Below are 17,266 nucleotides of genomic sequence, written 5' to 3' on the forward strand. Positions count from 1 at the left end.
AATGCGGGCGGGTTTATCTGATCCGGTCGAGAATGGAAACGTAGTTGGCGACCGCGGCACCACCCATATTGAAGATGCCGCCGAGTTTTGCTCCCGGCACCTGGATGCCGCCCGCCTCGCCGACAAGCTGCATGGCGCTCAGCACATGCATCGATACGCCGGTGGCACCGATCGGGTGGCCCTTGGCCTTCAGTCCACCGGACGGATTGACCGGCAGCCTTCCATCTTTCGCCGTCTCGCCATCCAGGGCCAGCTTGGCGCCCTCCCCCGGCTTGGCCAGGCCCATCGCCTCATACTCGATCAGTTCGGCGATGGTGAAACAGTCATGCGTCTCGACGAAGGACAGGTCGCCGAGCGTCACGCCCGCCTGCTTCAGCGCCTGGTTCCACGCCTGCTCGCAGCCTTCGAAGGCGAGAATGTCGCGCTTCGACATCGGCAGGAAATCCTGCACATGCTCATTGGCGCGGAAGGCGACGGCGCGGCGCATCTTCAGCGCCGTGGCCGTGTCGGCAAGGACAAGCGCGGCGGCACCGTCCGACACCAGCGAGCAGTCTGTGCGCTTCAGCGGACCGGCGACGAAGGGGTTTTTTTCGCTTTCCTGCCGGCAGAACTCGTAGCCGAAATCCTTGCGCATCTGCGCGTAGGGATTGTCGACGCCGTTCTTGTGGTTCTTGGCGGCGATCATCGCCAGCGCATCCGACTGGTCGCCGTAGCGCTGGAAATAGGCTTGGGCGATCTTGCCGAAGACGCCAGCGAAGCCTGCCGGCGTGTCACCGTCCTCCGGCAGATACGAGGCCTTGAGCAGGTTCTTGCCGATATCGGGACCGGGCGTCGTCGTCATCTGCTCGGCGCCGACCACCAGCACGATACGGGCGGCATTGGCGTCGATGGCGCGGATGCCTTGCCTGACCGCCGCCGAGCCGGTGGCGCAGGCGTTCTCGACGCGGGTCGCCGGCTTGAAGCGCAGCCGGTCATCGGCCTGGAGGACCAGGCTCGCGGTGAAATCCTGGGCGGAAAACCCGGCGTTGAAGTGGCCGAGCACGATCTCGTCGACGTCATCTGGACCGATGCCGGCATGATCGAGCGCCTCGACTGCCACCTTGGTGATCAGGCCCTCCAGCGTCTCGCCTTCGAGCTTGCCGAAGCGCGAATGCGCCCAGCCGACGATGCATGCTGTCATGGCGATCTCCATCCTGTGGACCCGGGCTACGCGATACTGCGCGCGCATCAGCATTGTTCAAGCATGAACCGTTTCGCAGGCCTCGTGAAGGGGCCAGAACCGCACAATCGCTTGATCTTGATCATCTGGTCATAGTGCCTGGCTTTTGCCAGCAAATCAGGCCGGATTTTTGTTGATTGATGCGTCAATAAAAAATAATCTTGTCCCAATAGGCCGGAGCAGGAATGCCGAAACTCGGAATGGAGCCGTTGCGCCGCAGGGCGCTCATCGACGCAACGATCTCGGCGATCGGCGAGCGCGGTTCGCTTGATGTGACGATGTCGGAAATCGCCGGGCGCGCCGGCGTGTCCTCGGCGCTTGCCCACCATTATTTCGGCGTCAAGGACGAATTGCTGTTGGCGACGATGCGGCACATCCTGAGCGAACTCACCGCCGATACGCGCCGTGCACTTCGCGCGGCCGGCACGGCGCGCCAGCGCGTCTCGGCGGTGGTCGCGGTCAATTTCTCCGACATCCAGTTCCAGCCCGAAACGATCGCCGCCTGGCTCGCCTTCTATGTCGAGGCGCAGAAATCGGCAGCACTCCGCCGGCTGCTCAAGGTCTATGCGCGCCGGCTGCATTCCAATCTGCTCAGCGGGCTGGCCGGCATCCTGCCGAGAAGCGAGGCCGACCGGGTCGCCGAAGCGACCGCGGCGCTGATCGACGGGCTCTATATCAGGCGCGCGCTGAAGGACGGTGTTCCCGATGCCGCGACCGCGATTGCACTGGTCGAGGACTATCTCGAAACGAAGCTCAGCGGACGGCAGAAGCAGTGACATCCAAGCGACCCAACATCCTGATCGTCATGGTCGATCAGCTCAACGGAACGCTGTTTCCGGATGGGCCGGCGGACTTCCTGCACGCGCCGCATCTGAAGGCGCTCGCCGCGCGTTCGGCGCGTTTTTGCAACAATTACACCGCCTCGCCGCTCTGCGCGCCGGGCCGCGCCGCATTCATGAGCGGCCAGTTGCCGTCACGCACCGGGGTCTATGACAACGCTGCCGAATTCGCGTCTTCGATCCCGACCTTTGCCCATCATCTGCGCACCGCAGGTTATCACACCTGCCTCTCCGGCAAGATGCATTTCGTCGGGCCGGACCAGTTGCACGGTTTCGAGGAGCGGCTGACCACCGACATCTATCCGGCCGATTTCGGCTGGACGCCCGACTATCGCAAACCCGGCGAGCGCATCGACTGGTGGTATCACAATCTCGGCTCCGTCAGCGGCGCCGGTACTGCCGAGATCACCAACCAGCTGGAATATGACGACGAGGTCGCCTTCCATGCGGTGCAGAAGCTTTATGATTTTGCCCGCGTCTCCGACGATGCCGCACATCGGCCCTGGTGCTTGACGGTTTCCTTCACCCATCCGCACGATCCTTACGTCGCACGGCGGCAATACTGGGACCTCTACGAGGATTGCCCGGCGCTCGAGCCTGAGGTCGGCTTCATTCCTTACGACAGGCAGGACCCGCATTCGCAGCGGCTCTACCGCGCCAGCGACTATGACAGGTTCGACATCACCGCTGAGCAGATACGCCGCGCACGGCGCGGCTATTTCGCCAACATCTCCTATCTCGACGACAAGCTCGGCGAATTGATGTCGGTGCTCGAGCACACACACATGCTCGACGACACGATCATCCTGTTCTGCTCGGACCATGGCGACATGCTGGGCGAGCGCGGCCTGTGGTTCAAGATGTGCTTTTTCGAAGGTTCGGCGCGGGTGCCGCTGATGATCGCCGGCAAGGGCATCGCCGCCGGCCTGATCGACACGCCGGTCTCCAATCTCGACGTGACGCCGACGCTTTGCGACCTCGCCGGCATCGACATCAGCGCGATTGCGCCGTGGACTGACGGCCAGTCGCTGCTGCCGTTGCTGAACGGAAAGAAACGCTCCGCGCCGGTGCTGATGGAATATGCCGCCGAAGGCTCCAACGCGCCGATGGTGGCGATGCGCGAGGGCCGCTACAAATTCATCCATTGCGAGATCGATCCGCCGCAACTGTTTGATCTTGAATCGGATTCGCAGGAATTGACCAATCTCGCCGCCGATCCGGCCAATGCGGCATTGGTGGCCGCTTTCACCGACAAGGTGCGGGCGCGCTGGGACATGGCGGCCTTCGACGCGGCGGTGCGTGCCAGCCAGGCACGCCGCTGGGTGGTCTACCCGGCGCTGCGCAACGGCACCCATTATCCCTGGGAATTCCAGCCGCTGCAGAAGGCATCGGAGCGCTACATGCGCAACCACATGAACCTCGACCTGCTCGAAGAGCAAAAGCGCTTTCCGCGAGGCGAATGATGGCAGATAGTCTCGTCCCCTCGCTCGACCATCTCAGGCAGGCCCATGCCGTCACCTCCAAGGCGATGCAGGTCACGCCGCTGCTGGAATCGGCGGCACTCGCGCGCGAGACCGGCGCCGCCCGCGTCTTCGTCAAGGCCGAATCGCTGCAATGGGCAGGATCGTTCAAGGTGCGCGGCGCCTACTGGCGGCTGAAGAAGCTCTCGCCTGACGAAGCCAAAAAGGGCGTCGTCGCCTACTCCTCCGGCAATTTTGCGCAGGGGCTAGCGGCGGCTGGCCAAGCGCTTGGCATTCCCGTCACCATCGTCATGCCGATCGACGCGCCGGCCGCCAAGCGCGACGCCACATTGGGTTACGGCGCGCGCGTGGTGCTGACTGACCATGGCGAGCGCGCGCGTGAGGAAGTCGCCGCCGCCAAGGCGCGCGAGATCGCTGCGAGCGAAGGCCTGGCGCTGCTGCACCCGTTCGACGATCCGGAGATCGTTGCCGGCCAGGCCGGTGCCGGGCTGGAGGTATTCGACCAGATCGCCGCCAGGCAAGCGGAGGCCGATCTCTTGTTCTGCTCGGTCGGCGGCGGCGGCCTGATCGGCGGTGTTTCACTGGCCTTTCACTATCTATCGCCAGCCACGAAGATCATCGGCGTCGAGCCGGAAGGTTTTGACGGCATGGGCTCGTCGCTGGCGCATGGCGCCATCGAAACCATGCCGATCGGGCCGAAATCGATCTGCGACGGGCTGATGTCGCGGCGGCCCGGCGACGCGCCGTTCGCAGCGGTGAAGGCCGCCGGCGTTCGCGGCGTCACCGTCGACGATGCTTCGGTGCGGCGCGCCATGCGCCTCGCCTTCGAGCGGCTGAAGCTGGTGCTCGAGCCATCCGGCGCTGCTTCGCTGGCGGCGTTGCTCGGCGGCAAGGTCGACGTCACCGGCAAGACCGTTCTCGTAATGGCAACCGGCGGCAACGTCTCGCTGGCCGATTTCATTGCGCATATGAACCACGGGCGCGCATGAACCATGCTTGAAGCGGATTTCGTCATCATCGGCTCCGGCTCGGCCGGTTCGGCCATGGCCTACCGGCTGTCGGAGGACGGCAAGCATTCGGTGATCGTCATCGAATATGGCGGCAGCGATATCGGCCCGCTGATCCAGATGCCGTCGGCACTGTCGATCCCGCTCAATATGAGCCTCTATGACTGGGGCTTTGCCAGCGAGCCGGAGCCGCACCTCGGCGGCCGCGTGCTGGCGACGCCGCGCGGCAAGGTCATCGGCGGCTCGTCGTCGATCAACGGCATGGTCTATGTGCGCGGCCATGCCCGCGACTTCGACCATTGGGCCGAACAGGGCGCGACCGGCTGGGGCTTTGCCGATGTGCTCCCGTACTTCAAGCGCATGGAGGATAGCAATGGCGGCGAGAATGGCTGGCGCGGCCACGGCGGCCCGCTGACTGTGCAGCGCGGCTCGAGGACGAACCCACTCTACGGCGCCTTCGTCAAGGCAGGCCGTCAGGCCGGTTTCGAGCTGACCGACGACTATAACGGCGCGAAGCAGGAAGGCTTTGGGCCGATGGAGCAGACCATCCGCGGCGGCCGTCGCTGGTCCGCAGCGAGCGCCTATCTGAGGCCGGCGCTGAGGCGGAAAAATGTCAGCCTGGTCAAGGGTTTCGCCCGGCGGGTAATCATCGAGAATCAACGCGCCACCGGCGTCGAGATCGAAGTGCGCAAACGAATTCAGGTGATCAGAGCGCGGCGCGAGGTGATCGTTGCCGCGTCCTCGATCAACTCACCCAAGATCCTGATGCTGTCCGGCATCGGCCCCGGCCAGCACCTTAGGGAGAACGGCATTCCGGTGATTGTCGACCGGCCCGGCGTCGGTCGCAATCTGCAGGACCATATGGAACTCTACATCCAGCAGGAATCGACGAAGCAGATCACGCTGAACTCGGTGCTGAACCCGTTCTCGAAGGCGCTGATCGGGGCACAATGGCTGTTCTTCAAGTCCGGCCTCGGCGCCACCAATCATTTCGAGGCGGCCGCCTTCGTACGCTCGCGCGCCGGCGTCGACTATCCGGATATCCAGTATCACTTCATCCCGGCCGCGGTCCGCTATGACGGCAAGGCGGCGGCCAAGGCGCATGGTTTCCAGGCGCATGTCGGGCCGATGCGGTCGAAGTCGCGCGGTTCGGTCACGCTGCGCTCGCCCGATCCCAAATCGAAGCCGGTGATCCGCTTCAACTACATGTCGCATCCGGACGACTGGACGGAGTTCCGCCACTGCATCCGGCTGACCCGCGAGATCTTCGGGCAAGCGGCCTTCGATCCGTACCGAGGCAAGGAACTGTCGCCGGGCTCGCATGTACAATCGGATGAAGAGCTCGACGCCTTCATTCGCGACCACGCCGAAAGCGCCTACCACCCTTGCGGCACCTGCAAGTTGGGCCGTGCCGATGATGCGATGCGCGTCGTCGATCCGGAATGCCGCGTCATTGGCGTCGAAGGGCTTCGGGTCGCCGATTCCTCGATCTTTCCACGCGTCACCAACGGCAATCTCAACGCGCCGTCGATCATGACCGGCGAGAAGGCCGCCGACCACATTCTCGGGCGTACGCCGCTGCCACCGTCCAACCAGGAACCATGGATCAATCCGCGCTGGCAGGTGTCGGACAGATAGGCCATGATCCGGCGGACGCATATTCCGCATGCCGCGACAAGACGATTTGGAGAACAGTCATGCGCGCCCAGCCAACGGCATCGCATTATGTCAACGGCCGCTATATCGACGACGAGCGCGGCGCAGCGCTGCCGGTTATCTATCCGGCAACCGGCGAGACCATCGCCATGCTGCGCTCGGCGACGCCGAACGTGCTGGAACTCGCGATCGAGGCCGCGCGTGCGGCACAGCCGGCCTGGGCTCGGCTGAAGCCGGTCGAGCGCGGCCGCATCCTGCGCCGTGCCGCCGACATTTTGCGCGCGCGCAATGCCGATCTGGCGCGCATCGAGACGCTGGATACCGGTAAGCCGATCCAGGAGACGCTGGTTGCGGACGCCCCGTCGGCGGCCGACTGCCTCGAATATTTCGGCGGTGCCGTCACCACCTTTAATGGCGAGGCCGTCGATCTCGGCGGACCCTTTGCCTATACCAGGCGCGAGGCGCTCGGCGTGTGCGTTGGCATCGGCGCCTGGAACTATCCGATCCAGATCGCCGGCTGGAAATCCGCACCCGCCCTCGCCATGGGCAATGCGATGGTTTTCAAACCATCGGAAAACACGCCGCTTTCAGCGCTGGCGCTCGCCGAAATCTACACCGAGGCCGGGCTGCCCGACGGGCTGTTCAACGTCGTGCAGGGTTTTGGCGATGTCGGCGCCGGCCTTGTCGGCCATGATGTTGTCGCAAAGGTCTCGGTGACCGGCTCGGTGCCGACAGGCCGCAAAGTGCTGTCGCTCGCCGGCTCGAAGATGAAGCACGCAACGATGGAGCTCGGCGGCAAGTCGCCGCTGATCGTCTTCGAAGACGCCAACCTCGAAAATGCCATCGGCGGCGCGATGCTCGGCAATTTCTATTCGACCGGCCAGATCTGCTCCAACGGCACGCGGGTCTTCGTGCAGAGCGGCATCCATGACCATTTCGTCGAGAGGCTGACCGAACGGACGAAGAAAATCCGCATCGGCGATCCACTCGATCCGGACACGCAGATGGGGCCGCTGGTCTCGAAGGCGCAGCACGACAAGGTGGTCTCTTACATCGAGGCCGGCAAGCAGGATGGCGCGGTGCTCGCCTGCGGCGGCAACGTGCCTTCGCTGCAGGGTTTTCAGGGCGGCTTCTTCGTCGAGCCGACGGTGTTCACCGGTGTCGTCGACACGATGCGCATCGCCCGCGAGGAGATTTTCGGGCCGGTCATGAGCGTGCTGAAATTCGACAGCGAGGACGAGGTGATCGAGCGCGCCAACGACACCGAATTCGGCCTCGCCGCCGGCGTGTTCACCCGCGACCTGGCGCGCGCCCATCGTGTCATCGCCGAACTGCAGGCCGGCACCTGCTGGATCAACGCCTACAATCTGACGCCGGTCGAAATCCCCTTCGGCGGCTTCAAGCAGTCCGGCATCGGACGCGAGAATTCGCTCGCGGCACTGGCGCTCTATTCGCAGCTGAAGTCGGTCTATGTCGAGACCGGGGATGTCGCCAGCCCGTACTGATCCTTGGGCGCCGTGCCGTCCAGATACTGCGTCAGCGCGCAGACGAGATGATAGAAGATGCTGGCCGGCACCTCGCTCGCCAAGGAGCGGCCACGCTCGTCGATGCGGTCGATCCACAGGCCGAGCGGTGCCGGATTGATGTGCCAGCGGAACAGCCGGCCGACCCGTGCTTCGATCTCCGGCTTCAGGTCGGGACCGCCCGAACCGTCCAGCGCGATCGCCGCCTTGATCGCTTCGGCCTGCGGCCAGCTGCGCGAGACGCGGTCGAGCGGCAGTCCTTGCCGCGAGACGGCGCCGTAGGCGAGGCCCGTGGCGCGGTTCAGGCCATTGGCAATCGCCGACGCGTAAAGCTTCCGGGCAAGGCCGGTCAAGCCGCTCTGGCCGCTGCGGCCGGCGAAGTCGACCAGCAGCGAGGCCCATTCGAAATGATGGCCGGGTTCGGTCCACGTGCCCTTCTCGCCAGGGGCCGGCCGCCATTCATGGTCGAAATACTCACCCAGCGTCCAGCTTTCCGGGTCGAAGAAATGGCTGCGAAACAGATCGACGATGCGCGCGGCGCGACGAAGATAGGCGCGCTCGCCGGTCGCCTGATGCCAGGCCAGGAATGCCTCGAGCAGATGCATGTGCGGGTTGGAGCGGCGCTCGCCCTCGCCGCTCGAGGTCTCGCGGAAGCCGGTCAGGCGTTCGTCCTCGAGATGCGCGTCGATAAACGCAAAGGTCTCCTGGCCAAGCCGCAACGCATCGGGATTGCCGCACATATGGGCATGCGCCAGCGCCAGGAGCACGCAGGAATGGTCATAGGCATCCTCGGCGGCGTCGGCGACGGTGCCGTCGACGTTGAGCGTGCGTACCCAGCCGCCATTGTCGGTACGTCCGTGCCTGGCCATGAATTCGAGGCCGTGGCTGATCAGCCGATCGGCCGGGCCGTTCCAGCCGCGCGCCTTGGCGACGGCGAAGGCGTAGATCTGCCTGGCCTGCGTGCGCATGCGCTTGGGTTTCATCAGCGGGGCGGCATCGAAGCCGAGCGCCTCGTGGAACCCGCCGTGGCGCTCATCGACGCCGACCGTCGACCACAACGGCACCGTCTCCTCGAACAGCCAATGGTGCACGCGGCGCTGCCACGCGCCGCTTTCGATGACGCGGTCGTCGGCGGGCGTGAACCTGGTCTCAAGGCGGCCGCTTTTTTCGAGCTGCTCGACGATCTTCTTGACGTTCTGGCTGTGACTGACCGGAGCAACGAAAGTGGCGTCGGCGGTCGACACGATGGCGACGTCCTTCAGGCCTATGGCCGACAGCAGGCGGCCGTCGCTGCGGATATAGGAGTTCTCGCAATCGATGGCGACGACATCGCCGACGATGACATTGCCCTGCGTGTCGGAGGGGCCGACGTCGAGCAGCGATTGCCAGGAGCCGAGATCGTTCCAGCGAAAGCCGGCCGGCACCATGGCGATGCCGCTGGCGCGCTCCATGATCGCATAGTCGATCGATGTCGATGGGATGGCGGCATAGAGATCCAGAGGCATGTAGAGGCCGGAAAGATCCGATGTCGCAGCCTGGTAGGCAGCCTCTGTGGCACTCCAGATGTCGGGCTGGAAGGCCATGAACGCGTCGCGCATGGCACTGGCGCGAAACAGGAAGATGCCGGTGTTCCAGTAGAAATTGCCGGCCTCGAGATAGCTCTGCGCCGTGGCGAGATCGGGTTTTTCGACGAAACGCGAGACATCGCAGATGCCATCGCGCTCGCCGGCCACCTCGATGTAGCCGTAACCGGTCTCGGGTTGGGCGGGCTTGATGCCGAACACCACCAGCCTGCCTTGGCGCGCGGCCGCCGTGCCGGCCTCGATGCTCCGCCAGAATTGCTGTGGGGTCGCGATCTCATGATCGGACGGCACCACCAGCACCAGGCTGTCGCCGAATTCCGACAGCGTGCGCAGGCTTGCCAAGGCGACGGCCGCGGCGGTGTTGCGTCCGGTCGGCTCGAACAGCGGGCCGCCGCCGGAAAGCTCGTGACCGGCAATGTCGGCATGGACGCGGTCGGCATGCCTTTCCGAGGCAATCAGGAAAACCGGCGTTTCGCCTTCCGGCCGCGCGGTGAGCCGGCGCAGCGTCTTGGCCAGCATTGAGCCGTCGCCGGAGAAATCATGGAACTGCTTGGGATTGTCCTCGCGCGACAACGGCCACAGCCGCGAGCCGACGCCGCCGCTCATCACAAAACTGACGATCCGTTCGGTCATGAAAACAAGCCTCGTGCTCAAAAGGTCTGATTGTAGGCGCCGACTTCGGGGCTGCGGCGCAGCACCGCATCGACGGCTTCGAACATCTGCCGGCGCCGCTCGGACGATACCGGGCTCTCCACCACCACCACAAGCTCCGGCTTGTTCGATGATGCCCGCACCAACCCCCATGTACCATCCTCCGCCACGACCCTGACGCCGTTGACGGTGATCAGTTCGGCGATCTTCTGGCCGGCGAAGACCGTGCCCTCGTCCTTCATCTTGCGAAAATCGCCTACGACCCGCTCGACGACGCCGTATTTGAGCTCGTCGGCGCAGTGTGGCGACATGGTCGGCGTGCCGAAGGTCAGCGGCAGATCGCGATAGAGGTCGGCCATGCTGCTTTGCGGGCTGCGATCCAGCATCTGGCATATGGCGATGGCCGTGACCAGGCCATCGTCATAGCCGCGGCCGATCGGCGGATTGAAGAAGAAATGGCCCGATTTTTCGAAACCGGCGGCGGCGCCGAGTTCGGCGACGCGCCGCTTGATATAGGAGTGACCGGTTTTCCAATAGTCGGTGACCGCGCCATTTTCCCGCAGCACCTTGTCCGTCATGAACAATCCGGTCGACTTGACGTCGACGACGAAAGTCGAGCCGGGATAGAGGTGCGAAATGTCGCGCGCCAGCATGACGCCAACCTTGTCGGCGAAAATCTCGTTGCCTTCATTGTCGACCACGCCGCAGCGATCGCCGTCGCCGTCGAAGCCTAGCCCGACATCGGCGCCCGTTTCCAGCACCTTGTCGCGAATGGCGTGCAGCATCAGCATGTCTTCGGGGTTGGGATTGTAATTGGGGAACGTATGATCGAGCTCGACGTCGAGCGGGATCACCTCGCAGCCGATCCTTTCCAGTGCCTCGGGAGCGAAAGCCCCGGCGGTGCCGTTGCCGCAGGCGGCCACCACCTTGAGCTTCCTCGAGATACCCTTTCCCGCTGTCAGATCGTCAAGGTAGGTTTTGCGGAAGTCCGCAACGAAGTCATAGGAGCCGCCACCGACAAGATCGAAATCGCCTGAGAGCACGATCGCCTTCAACGCGCTCATCTCCTCCGGACCAAAAGTCAGCGGGCGCGCCGCGCCCATCTTGACGCCGGTCCAGCCATTCTCGTTGTGCGAGGCAGTGACCATGGCGACGGAGGGCGTGTCGAGCGCGAACTGGGCGAAATAAGCCATCGGCGACAGAGCAAGCCCGACATCCTTGACCCGTGCGCCGGCCGCCATCAGCCCGGAAACCAGGGCCAGCTTTATGGCAAGCGAATAGGAGCGGAAATCGTGACCGGTGACGATGTCGGGTCCGGCACCCAGGCGACGGATCAGCGTGCCGAGCCCCATGCCGAGCGCCTGGACGCCGATCAGATTGAGTTCCGGCGTTTCGTTCGAGCCGGGATGGCCGAACCACCAGCGCGCATCATATTCGCGAAACCCGGACGGCTTGATCAGCGCCGAGGTTTCAAACTCAAAAGTGTTTGGTCTGACATCGCTAACGATCTTCATCGACAAGGCTGCAAACTCCAGGCGGCTGAATCAGGTGCTTCGAGGCAAGTGGACGGTTACCCAGATGCCCTTTAAGCCGTGTTTGTGCGACAGGAAACTGAAACCTGTATGACGTGGCGGCGAAAGCGAAAGAAATGCGACAGAAGCGCTGCCATTGGCGCTTGCAGTAACCAAACGCGGCGGCTATAAGCCCGCGGTCTGGTCACGGAGTGTAGCGCAGCCTGGTAGCGCACATCGTTCGGGACGATGGGGTCGCAGGTTCAAATCCTGCCACTCCGACCAGAAAAAACAGCGGCTTAGCTGTTTTTGTTCCCGAAACAACCACCATCCGCCGCAGTTCTGACCGATCGCGCTATGCGCTCAGGCGAAATCGCGTCACGTCGATGGCCGCGGCCATCAGTGTCTGCGTATAGGTTGCCTGCGGATTGCTGAAGATCGCCTCGGCCGGTCCCTCCTCGACGATCTTGCCCTGCTTCATGACGATGATGTAGTCGGCCATGGCGCGCACGACGGCGAGATCGTGGCTGATGAACAGATAGGACAGTTCGTGATCGGCCTGCAGCTTGCGCAGCAATTCGACGATCTGCTTCTGCACGGAGCGGTCCAGCGCCGAGGTCGGCTCGTCCAGCACCACCACTTTAGGCTTGAGTATCATGGCGCGCGCAATGGCGATGCGCTGCCGCTGGCCGCCGGAGAATTCGTGCGGATAGCGGTTGCGCGTGTTCGGGTCGAGCCCGACTTCGAGCAAGGCATCGACCGCGCGGAGATCGCGCTGCCTGCCCGACAGATTGGGCTCGTGGACGAGGAGCCCCTCGGTGATGATCTGGCCGACGGTCATGCGTGGCGACAGCGAGCCGAATGGATCCTGGAAGACCAGCTGTAATTCGCGCCGCAGCGGCCGCATCGCCTGGCGGTCGGCGTGGGAAATGTCGCGGTCACCAAGCCGGATGATACCGTCGCTGGGCAGGAGCCGCAGCAAGGCGCGGCCGAGCGTCGATTTCCCCGAGCCGGATTCGCCGACGATGCCGATCGTCTGGTTGCGCTTCAGCCGTATCGAAATGCGATCGACGGCGCGCAGCAGCAGCGGCTCGCCGCCAAGAAATCCGCCGCCGATCTTGAAGGTCACCTCGACGTTCCTGCCTTCAAGCAGGACAGGGGCATTCGGAGGCGGCGGCGCCTTGGTGCCGGTCGGTTCGGCGGCAAGCAGCATCTTGGTGTAGCCGTGCTGCGGGTTGGCGAAGATCGCTTCCGCCTCGCCCTCCTCGACCACCTCGCCATAGCGCATCACATAGACCCGATCGGCAAAGCGCCGGACGATGCCGAGATCGTGGGTGATGAAGACGATCGCCATGCCGAGCTTGCGCTGCAATTCGGCGAGCAGCATGAGGATCTGCGCCTGGATGGTGACGTCGAGCGCGGTCGTCGGCTCGTCGGCGATCAGTATGTCGGGGTCGTTGGCCAGCGCCATGGCGATCATGACGCGCTGGCGCTGACCGCCCGACAACTCGTGCGGATAGGATTTCATCCGCCGCTCCGGATCGGGAATATGGACCAGCCGCAGCAGCTTGAGCGCCTCCTCGCGCGCCGCGGCGGCGCCAAGTCCGCGATGCTTGCGGATCGGCTCGATCAGCTGGTTGCCGATCGAATAGAGCGGGTCTAGCGACGTCATCGGCTCCTGGAAGATCATGCTGATCTTGCGGCCGCGGATCTTGTTGAGCTCGGGTTTGCTCAAGGTCAAAAGATTGCGGCCGCGATAATCGACTGTGCCGGTGGCTTCGCCGTTCGAGGCGAGCAGGCTCATCGCCGCCATCATCGTCTGGCTCTTGCCGGAACCGGATTCGCCGACGACGGCGACGGTCTCGCCTGATTTGACGTGGATATTGATGCCCTTCACCGCCTCCACCACACCGTCGAGGGTGCGGAAGCGGACCCGAAGGTCCTTGACGCTGAGGATGGTTTCGGAAGCGGCCATCTCAACGATCCTTCGGGTCGAGCGCATCGCGCAGCCCATCGCCGACGAAATTCAGCGCGAACAGCGTGGAGACGAGAAAGAAGGCCGGGAAAAGAAGCAGCCAGTTGGCCGAGCCGATGTTCTGGGCGCCAACCGAGATCAGCACGCCCCAGCTGGTCATCGGCTCCTGGACGCCAAGCCCGAGGAACGACAAAAAACTCTCCAGGATAATGACCTGCGGCACCAGCAGCGTCATGTAGATCACCACCGGCCCGAGCAAATTGGGGATCACATGGCGCAGCAGAATGCCGCGCTGGCCGACGCCCATCGCTTCCGCCGCCTGGACATATTCCTGCCGGCGGATCGACAGCGCTTGTCCGCGCACGATGCGCGCCATGTCGAGCCACAGCACCGCGCCGACCGCCAGGAACATCAGCACGAAGTTCCTGCCGAAGAACACCACCAGCATGATGACGAAGAAGATGAACGGCAAAGAATAAAGCACGTCGACGACACGCATCATCACCTCGTCGACCCTGCCGCCGGCAAGGCCGGCGGTGGCGCCGTAGAGCACGCCGATGACCACGGCCACAATGCCGGCAAGCAGGCCGATGGCTAGCGATATGCGCCCGGCCATCAGCGTTCGGGACAGGAGATCGCGACCGGTATTGTCGGTGCCGAACAGGAAATATTGCTGCTTGATCGAGGCACTCATCACCATTTCGAGACCGTCCGGCGATTTGCTCTCGATCTTTGTGTCATCAAAGGTATCGGAACGATCAAGGTAGCGAATGTTGCGGTCGTCGATCGGCTTGGACGATTTTGCGGTAACGAACACACGGCTGCCCTCCTGCCGCCACTCCTTGATGTCGACGCGCATACGCCTGATCGCCTCATCAAGAGCGCCTTCGATCATGTCGGCCTTCGGATAGGCGGAGAAGCTCGGCGGCGTACGGACATAGTCGGCATAGATGGTGGTGTATTGGTGCGGCACGAGATAGGGCCCAAACACGCTGATGACGGCGATGAAGGCAAGATAATAGAGGCTGAACATGGCCGCGCGATTGGCCTTGAGGCGCGCCCAGGCGTCGCCCCACAGGGACCGGCCGACGACCGGTGCGGCAACTGCGATATCAGTCATAGCGCACCCTCGGATCGACGACCCCATAGAGGACGTCGACGATCAGGTTGAAGACAATGGTGAAGAGCGCGATGACCACCACCGTCCCCATCACCAGCGTGTAGTCGCGGTTGAGTGCAGCAACGACAAAATGGCGGCCGATGCCCGGGATAGAGAAGATGGTCTCGACGATGACCGAGCCGGTGAGAAGGGCTGCGGCTGCCGGACCGGTGAAGGAGACGATCGGCAGGATGGCGCCGCGCAGTGCATGCTTGACGACGACCGACCAGTCGGACAGGCCGAGAGCGCGCGCGGTGCGGATGTGATGCGAGTGCAGCGATTCGATCATCGAGCCGCGCATCAGGCGGGCGACGATGGCGATCTGCGGAAGGGCGAGCGTCAGCACCGGGCCGACCTTATTGATGAGGGCTCCATCGCCCCAGCCGCCGATCGGCAGCAGCCTCCAGGTCAATCCGAATGCAAGCTGGATTACCGGGGCGATGACGAAGGTTGGAATGGTGCTGCCGGCGGTCGCCAGCGCGATCACCGAATAGTCGGCAAGCTTGTTCTGGTTGAGCGCGGCAACACTGCCGAGCACGCTGCCGAGGAGCAGCGCCAGAATGAGCGCCGAAGCGCCGAGCTGGATTGAGATCGGCAGGCCCTCCTTGAACAACTCGCCGACGGTGAAATCCGGCATGTTGTAGCTGGGGCCGAAATTGCCGCGCAGAAGATTGCCGAGATAGTGGACGTACTGCAACCAGAGCGGATCGTTGAGGCCGAACTGAGCTTCGAGATTGGCCCTGATCTCGGGGCTCAGGCCCCGCTCCTGGTTGAACGGGCCGCCCGGCGCGACGCGTATCAGGAAGAACGCCATGGTCACGATGACGAACAGCGTCGGAATGGCGGTCAGAAGCCGCCGGAATACGTAACGCAGCATCGGTGCCCCGCTTGATCCAGAACAACGCGCGTCCAGCTGGACGATTGCGCTCTAGCCTTCAAATCTTCGCATCGGCTTTCCGGAAATCGATCCGATTCACGGAGGTCCGATGCGACGGCAAGCCACCGCGCATTCGATGCGCGGTGGCCCGGCCAGGGATCAGTCCTTGCTGATGAAGCGGGACGGATGGATGTCCATCACATTGTCGTCGAAGCCATGCAACTTCGAGGAAACGATATCGTGGTAGCTGTAGTAGAGAAGCGGGATCTCGCCGACGTCATCGATGAGGATGCGCTCGGCCTCGGCGAGTTCCTTCATGCGTTCTGCAGGGTTGCCGCCGGCGGCCGCCGCCTTGTCCATCGCCGCCTCGTATTTTGGGCTGTTGTAGACCGAATAGTTGTTGCCGCTGGCTTTGCGGGAGATGCCGAGGAAGGTTTCGGGATCCTTGTAGTCGGCAATCCAGGCGGCGCGCGCCACGTCATAGTCACCCTTCTGCTCGAGGAAGGAGTAGTGGGTCTTGGTGTCGGTATTGAGGAGTGTTATCTCGACGCCAAGCGGCTTCAGCTGTTCCTGAATGGCGACCGCTGTGTTCTTGTGGTTCTCCGAAGTGTTGTAGCGGATCTGCATTTTCAGCGGATGCTCGGGTGTATAGCCGAGTTTCTCGAGGATCTTCTTGGCAGCGTCCTCGCGGTCGATCTGCGGCATGTCGGCGTATTTGGCCATTGCCGGCGTATAGCCCTCGATGCCGGGAGGCACCATGGAATAGCCGGGCAGCATCGAATTCTGCCAGACTTTCTCCGCCAGGAAGTCGCGATCGATCGCCATCGAGATGGCGTTGCGCAGCTCGACATTATCCCACGGCGCCTTATCGGTCTTGATCGCATAATAGTAGATGCCGAGATATGGCCCGACACGGACCTGGTCGCCGAATTTGGTTTTGAGATCGGCGAGTTGTTCGGTCGGCAGGTCGCCGTAACTGTCGAGTTCGCCCGCCTCGAAACGCTTCATCGCCGACGAGCGATCCTCGGTCGGGATGTAGTTGACGACGTCGAACTTGACGCTCGCGGCGTCCCAGAATTTCGGATTCTTGACCAGCTTCAAATGGTCGTTGGGAATCCACTCCGCCGCTGTAAAGGCCCCGTTGGAGACCAGCTTGCCTGCCTTGATCCAGTCGGCGCCAAGCTTTTCGATAGACGCCTTGTTAACAGGATAGGTCGCCTGATGGGTCAGCATCTCCAGGAAGTACGGCGTTGGCGCCTTCAGCGTGACTTCGAGGGTATTTGCGTCAATCGCCTTGACGCCCATATCCTCCGGCTTGCCCTTCTTGGTATTGACCTCCTCCGCATTCTTGACGGGATAGAGCATGGAAGCGTATTCGGCAGCGGTGGCCGGATCTTCCAGCCGACGGAAGGAATAGACGAAGTCGTCCGCCGTCACCGGGCTGCCATCCGACCAGAGGCCGTCCTTGCGCAGCTTGAAGGTGTAGACCTTGCCGTCGTCGGACACCGTCCAGCTTTCGGCGGCGCCCGGAATGAGGTTCGTCTTCTGGTCATGCATGACCAGTCCCTGGAACAGGTCGCGTATGATATCGGCTTCGTAGACCGTCGAGGTCTTGTGCGGATCGAGCGTCTCCGCTTCGGCGGCGGCTCCGCGGTTGTAGACGGTCTCGGCGAAAGCCGGCGTGTAGAACGTACCGGCGGCCAAGACCATGGTCGTGGCGAGTACCGTCGCCTTCAGCACATGTTTCAGCATGGAGTTCTCCCTAATGACGTCGCCCTTCGGCCA

At 63.3% G+C, this 17,266-nt stretch carries 12 protein-coding genes and 1 tRNA gene; 6 read left to right on the forward strand and 7 right to left on the reverse strand.

Features of this window, described 5'->3' with window-relative positions; translation table 11 throughout:
- Window positions 1-13 precede the first annotated feature (13 nt).
- Entirely contained in the window at window positions 14-1,180 is a 1,167-nt protein-coding gene (locus tag NKI29_RS07460; protein WP_352569890.1) for an acetyl-CoA acetyltransferase, read from the reverse strand.
- A gap of 224 nt (window positions 1,181-1,404) precedes the next feature.
- On the opposite strand from NKI29_RS07460, the gene betI reads away from it, so the two are divergent.
- Genes betI through betB form a run of 5 tightly spaced genes read left to right on the forward strand, consistent with a single transcriptional unit; the run spans window position 1,405 to window position 7,707 of the window.
- Window positions 1,405-1,995, forward strand: a complete 591-nt coding sequence (betI, locus tag NKI29_RS07465) for a transcriptional regulator BetI (protein WP_352454288.1) — start codon at window positions 1,405-1,407, stop codon at window positions 1,993-1,995.
- Window positions 1,992-3,521 carry a choline-sulfatase gene (gene betC, locus NKI29_RS07470; protein ID WP_352569891.1) on the forward strand — a complete coding sequence of 510 codons (1,530 nt, stop codon included), beginning with the start codon at window positions 1,992-1,994 and terminating at the stop codon, window positions 3,519-3,521. Before betI ends, betC begins: the two co-directional genes overlap by 4 nt.
- The gene (locus NKI29_RS07475; RefSeq protein WP_502896654.1) at window positions 3,521-4,528 is read left to right on the forward strand and encodes a threonine/serine dehydratase family protein; all 1,008 of its coding nucleotides are present in this window, start codon (window positions 3,521-3,523) and stop codon (window positions 4,526-4,528) included. Before betC ends, NKI29_RS07475 begins: the two co-directional genes overlap by 1 nt.
- Before the next feature lie 3 nt (window positions 4,529-4,531).
- Window positions 4,532-6,184 carry a choline dehydrogenase gene (gene betA / locus NKI29_RS07480; protein WP_352795763.1) on the forward strand — a complete coding sequence of 551 codons (1,653 nt, stop codon included), beginning with the start codon at window positions 4,532-4,534 and terminating at the stop codon, window positions 6,182-6,184.
- A 59-nt stretch (window positions 6,185-6,243) separates the two neighbouring features.
- The gene (gene betB, locus NKI29_RS07485; RefSeq protein ID WP_352591574.1) at window positions 6,244-7,707 is read left to right on the forward strand and encodes a betaine-aldehyde dehydrogenase; all 1,464 of its coding nucleotides are present in this window, start codon (window positions 6,244-6,246) and stop codon (window positions 7,705-7,707) included.
- Here betB and NKI29_RS07490 read toward each other — a convergent pair.
- Both NKI29_RS07490 and NKI29_RS07495 read right to left on the reverse strand, forming a co-directional pair.
- Window positions 7,671-9,941 carry an AGE family epimerase/isomerase gene (locus NKI29_RS07490; protein WP_352795764.1) on the reverse strand — a complete coding sequence of 757 codons (2,271 nt, stop codon included), beginning with the start codon at window positions 9,939-9,941 and terminating at the stop codon, window positions 7,671-7,673. The two genes, betB and NKI29_RS07490, sit on opposite strands and share 37 nt — an antisense overlap.
- Before the next feature lie 17 nt (window positions 9,942-9,958).
- Complete coding sequence (locus NKI29_RS07495) at window positions 9,959-11,473, reverse strand: phosphomannomutase/phosphoglucomutase (RefSeq protein WP_502896646.1); 1,515 nt, start codon at window positions 11,471-11,473, stop codon at window positions 9,959-9,961.
- A gap of 205 nt (window positions 11,474-11,678) precedes the next feature.
- On the opposite strand from NKI29_RS07495, the gene NKI29_RS07500 reads away from it, so the two are divergent.
- Window positions 11,679-11,755, forward strand: a tRNA-Pro gene (locus NKI29_RS07500).
- A 70-nt stretch (window positions 11,756-11,825) separates the two neighbouring features.
- Here the strand turns inward: NKI29_RS07500 and NKI29_RS07505 are convergent.
- The 4 genes from NKI29_RS07505 to NKI29_RS07520 form a co-directional block, all read right to left on the reverse strand.
- On the reverse strand, window positions 11,826-13,445 hold the full coding sequence (locus NKI29_RS07505) for an ABC transporter ATP-binding protein (RefSeq protein WP_352449088.1): 1,620 nt from the start codon (window positions 13,443-13,445) through the stop codon (window positions 11,826-11,828).
- Window position 13,446: 1 nt separating this feature from the next.
- Window positions 13,447-14,565: an ABC transporter permease gene (locus NKI29_RS07510; protein ID WP_352618583.1), complete on the reverse strand. Its 1,119-nt coding sequence runs from the start codon at window positions 14,563-14,565 to the stop codon at window positions 13,447-13,449.
- Window positions 14,558-15,481, reverse strand: a complete 924-nt coding sequence (locus tag NKI29_RS07515) for an ABC transporter permease subunit (RefSeq protein WP_023679313.1) — start codon at window positions 15,479-15,481, stop codon at window positions 14,558-14,560. The genes NKI29_RS07510 and NKI29_RS07515 overlap by 8 nt, the downstream gene beginning before the upstream one ends.
- A gap of 159 nt (window positions 15,482-15,640) precedes the next feature.
- Window positions 15,641-17,233, reverse strand: coding sequence for a peptide ABC transporter substrate-binding protein (locus NKI29_RS07520; protein ID WP_352569899.1), 1,593 nt, complete (start codon window positions 17,231-17,233; stop codon window positions 15,641-15,643).
- Window positions 17,234-17,266: the final 33 nt, after the last annotated feature.

Origin of the sequence: Mesorhizobium sp. M0678 (assembly GCF_040320505.1) — a bacterium.
Taxonomy (GTDB): Bacteria; Pseudomonadota; Alphaproteobacteria; order Rhizobiales; family Rhizobiaceae; genus Mesorhizobium.

Bases quoted from the DNA above. Each gene is read 5' to 3' on its own strand.
- NKI29_RS07520 (WP_352569899.1), bottom strand. From the start codon at position 17,233: ATGCTGAAACATGTGCTGAAGGCGACGGTACTCGCCACGACCATGGTC.
- NKI29_RS07490 (WP_352795764.1), bottom strand. From the start codon at position 9,941: ATGACCGAACGGATCGTCAGTTTTGTGATGAGCGGCGGCGTCGGCTCG.
- NKI29_RS07515 (WP_023679313.1), bottom strand. From the start codon at position 15,481: ATGCTGCGTTACGTATTCCGGCGGCTTCTGACCGCCATTCCGACGCTG.
- betA (WP_352795763.1), top strand. From the start codon at position 4,532: ATGCTTGAAGCGGATTTCGTCATCATCGGCTCCGGCTCGGCCGGTTCG.
- betI (WP_352454288.1), top strand. From the start codon at position 1,405: ATGCCGAAACTCGGAATGGAGCCGTTGCGCCGCAGGGCGCTCATCGAC.
- NKI29_RS07510 (WP_352618583.1), bottom strand. From the start codon at position 14,565: ATGACTGATATCGCAGTTGCCGCACCGGTCGTCGGCCGGTCCCTGTGG.
- NKI29_RS07460 (WP_352569890.1), bottom strand. From the start codon at position 1,180: ATGACAGCATGCATCGTCGGCTGGGCGCATTCGCGCTTCGGCAAGCTC.
- NKI29_RS07495 (WP_502896646.1), bottom strand. From the start codon at position 11,473: ATGAAGATCGTTAGCGATGTCAGACCAAACACTTTTGAGTTTGAAACC.
- NKI29_RS07475 (WP_502896654.1), top strand. From the start codon at position 3,521: ATGGCAGATAGTCTCGTCCCCTCGCTCGACCATCTCAGGCAGGCCCAT.
- betB (WP_352591574.1), top strand. From the start codon at position 6,244: ATGCGCGCCCAGCCAACGGCATCGCATTATGTCAACGGCCGCTATATC.
- NKI29_RS07505 (WP_352449088.1), bottom strand. From the start codon at position 13,445: ATGGCCGCTTCCGAAACCATCCTCAGCGTCAAGGACCTTCGGGTCCGC.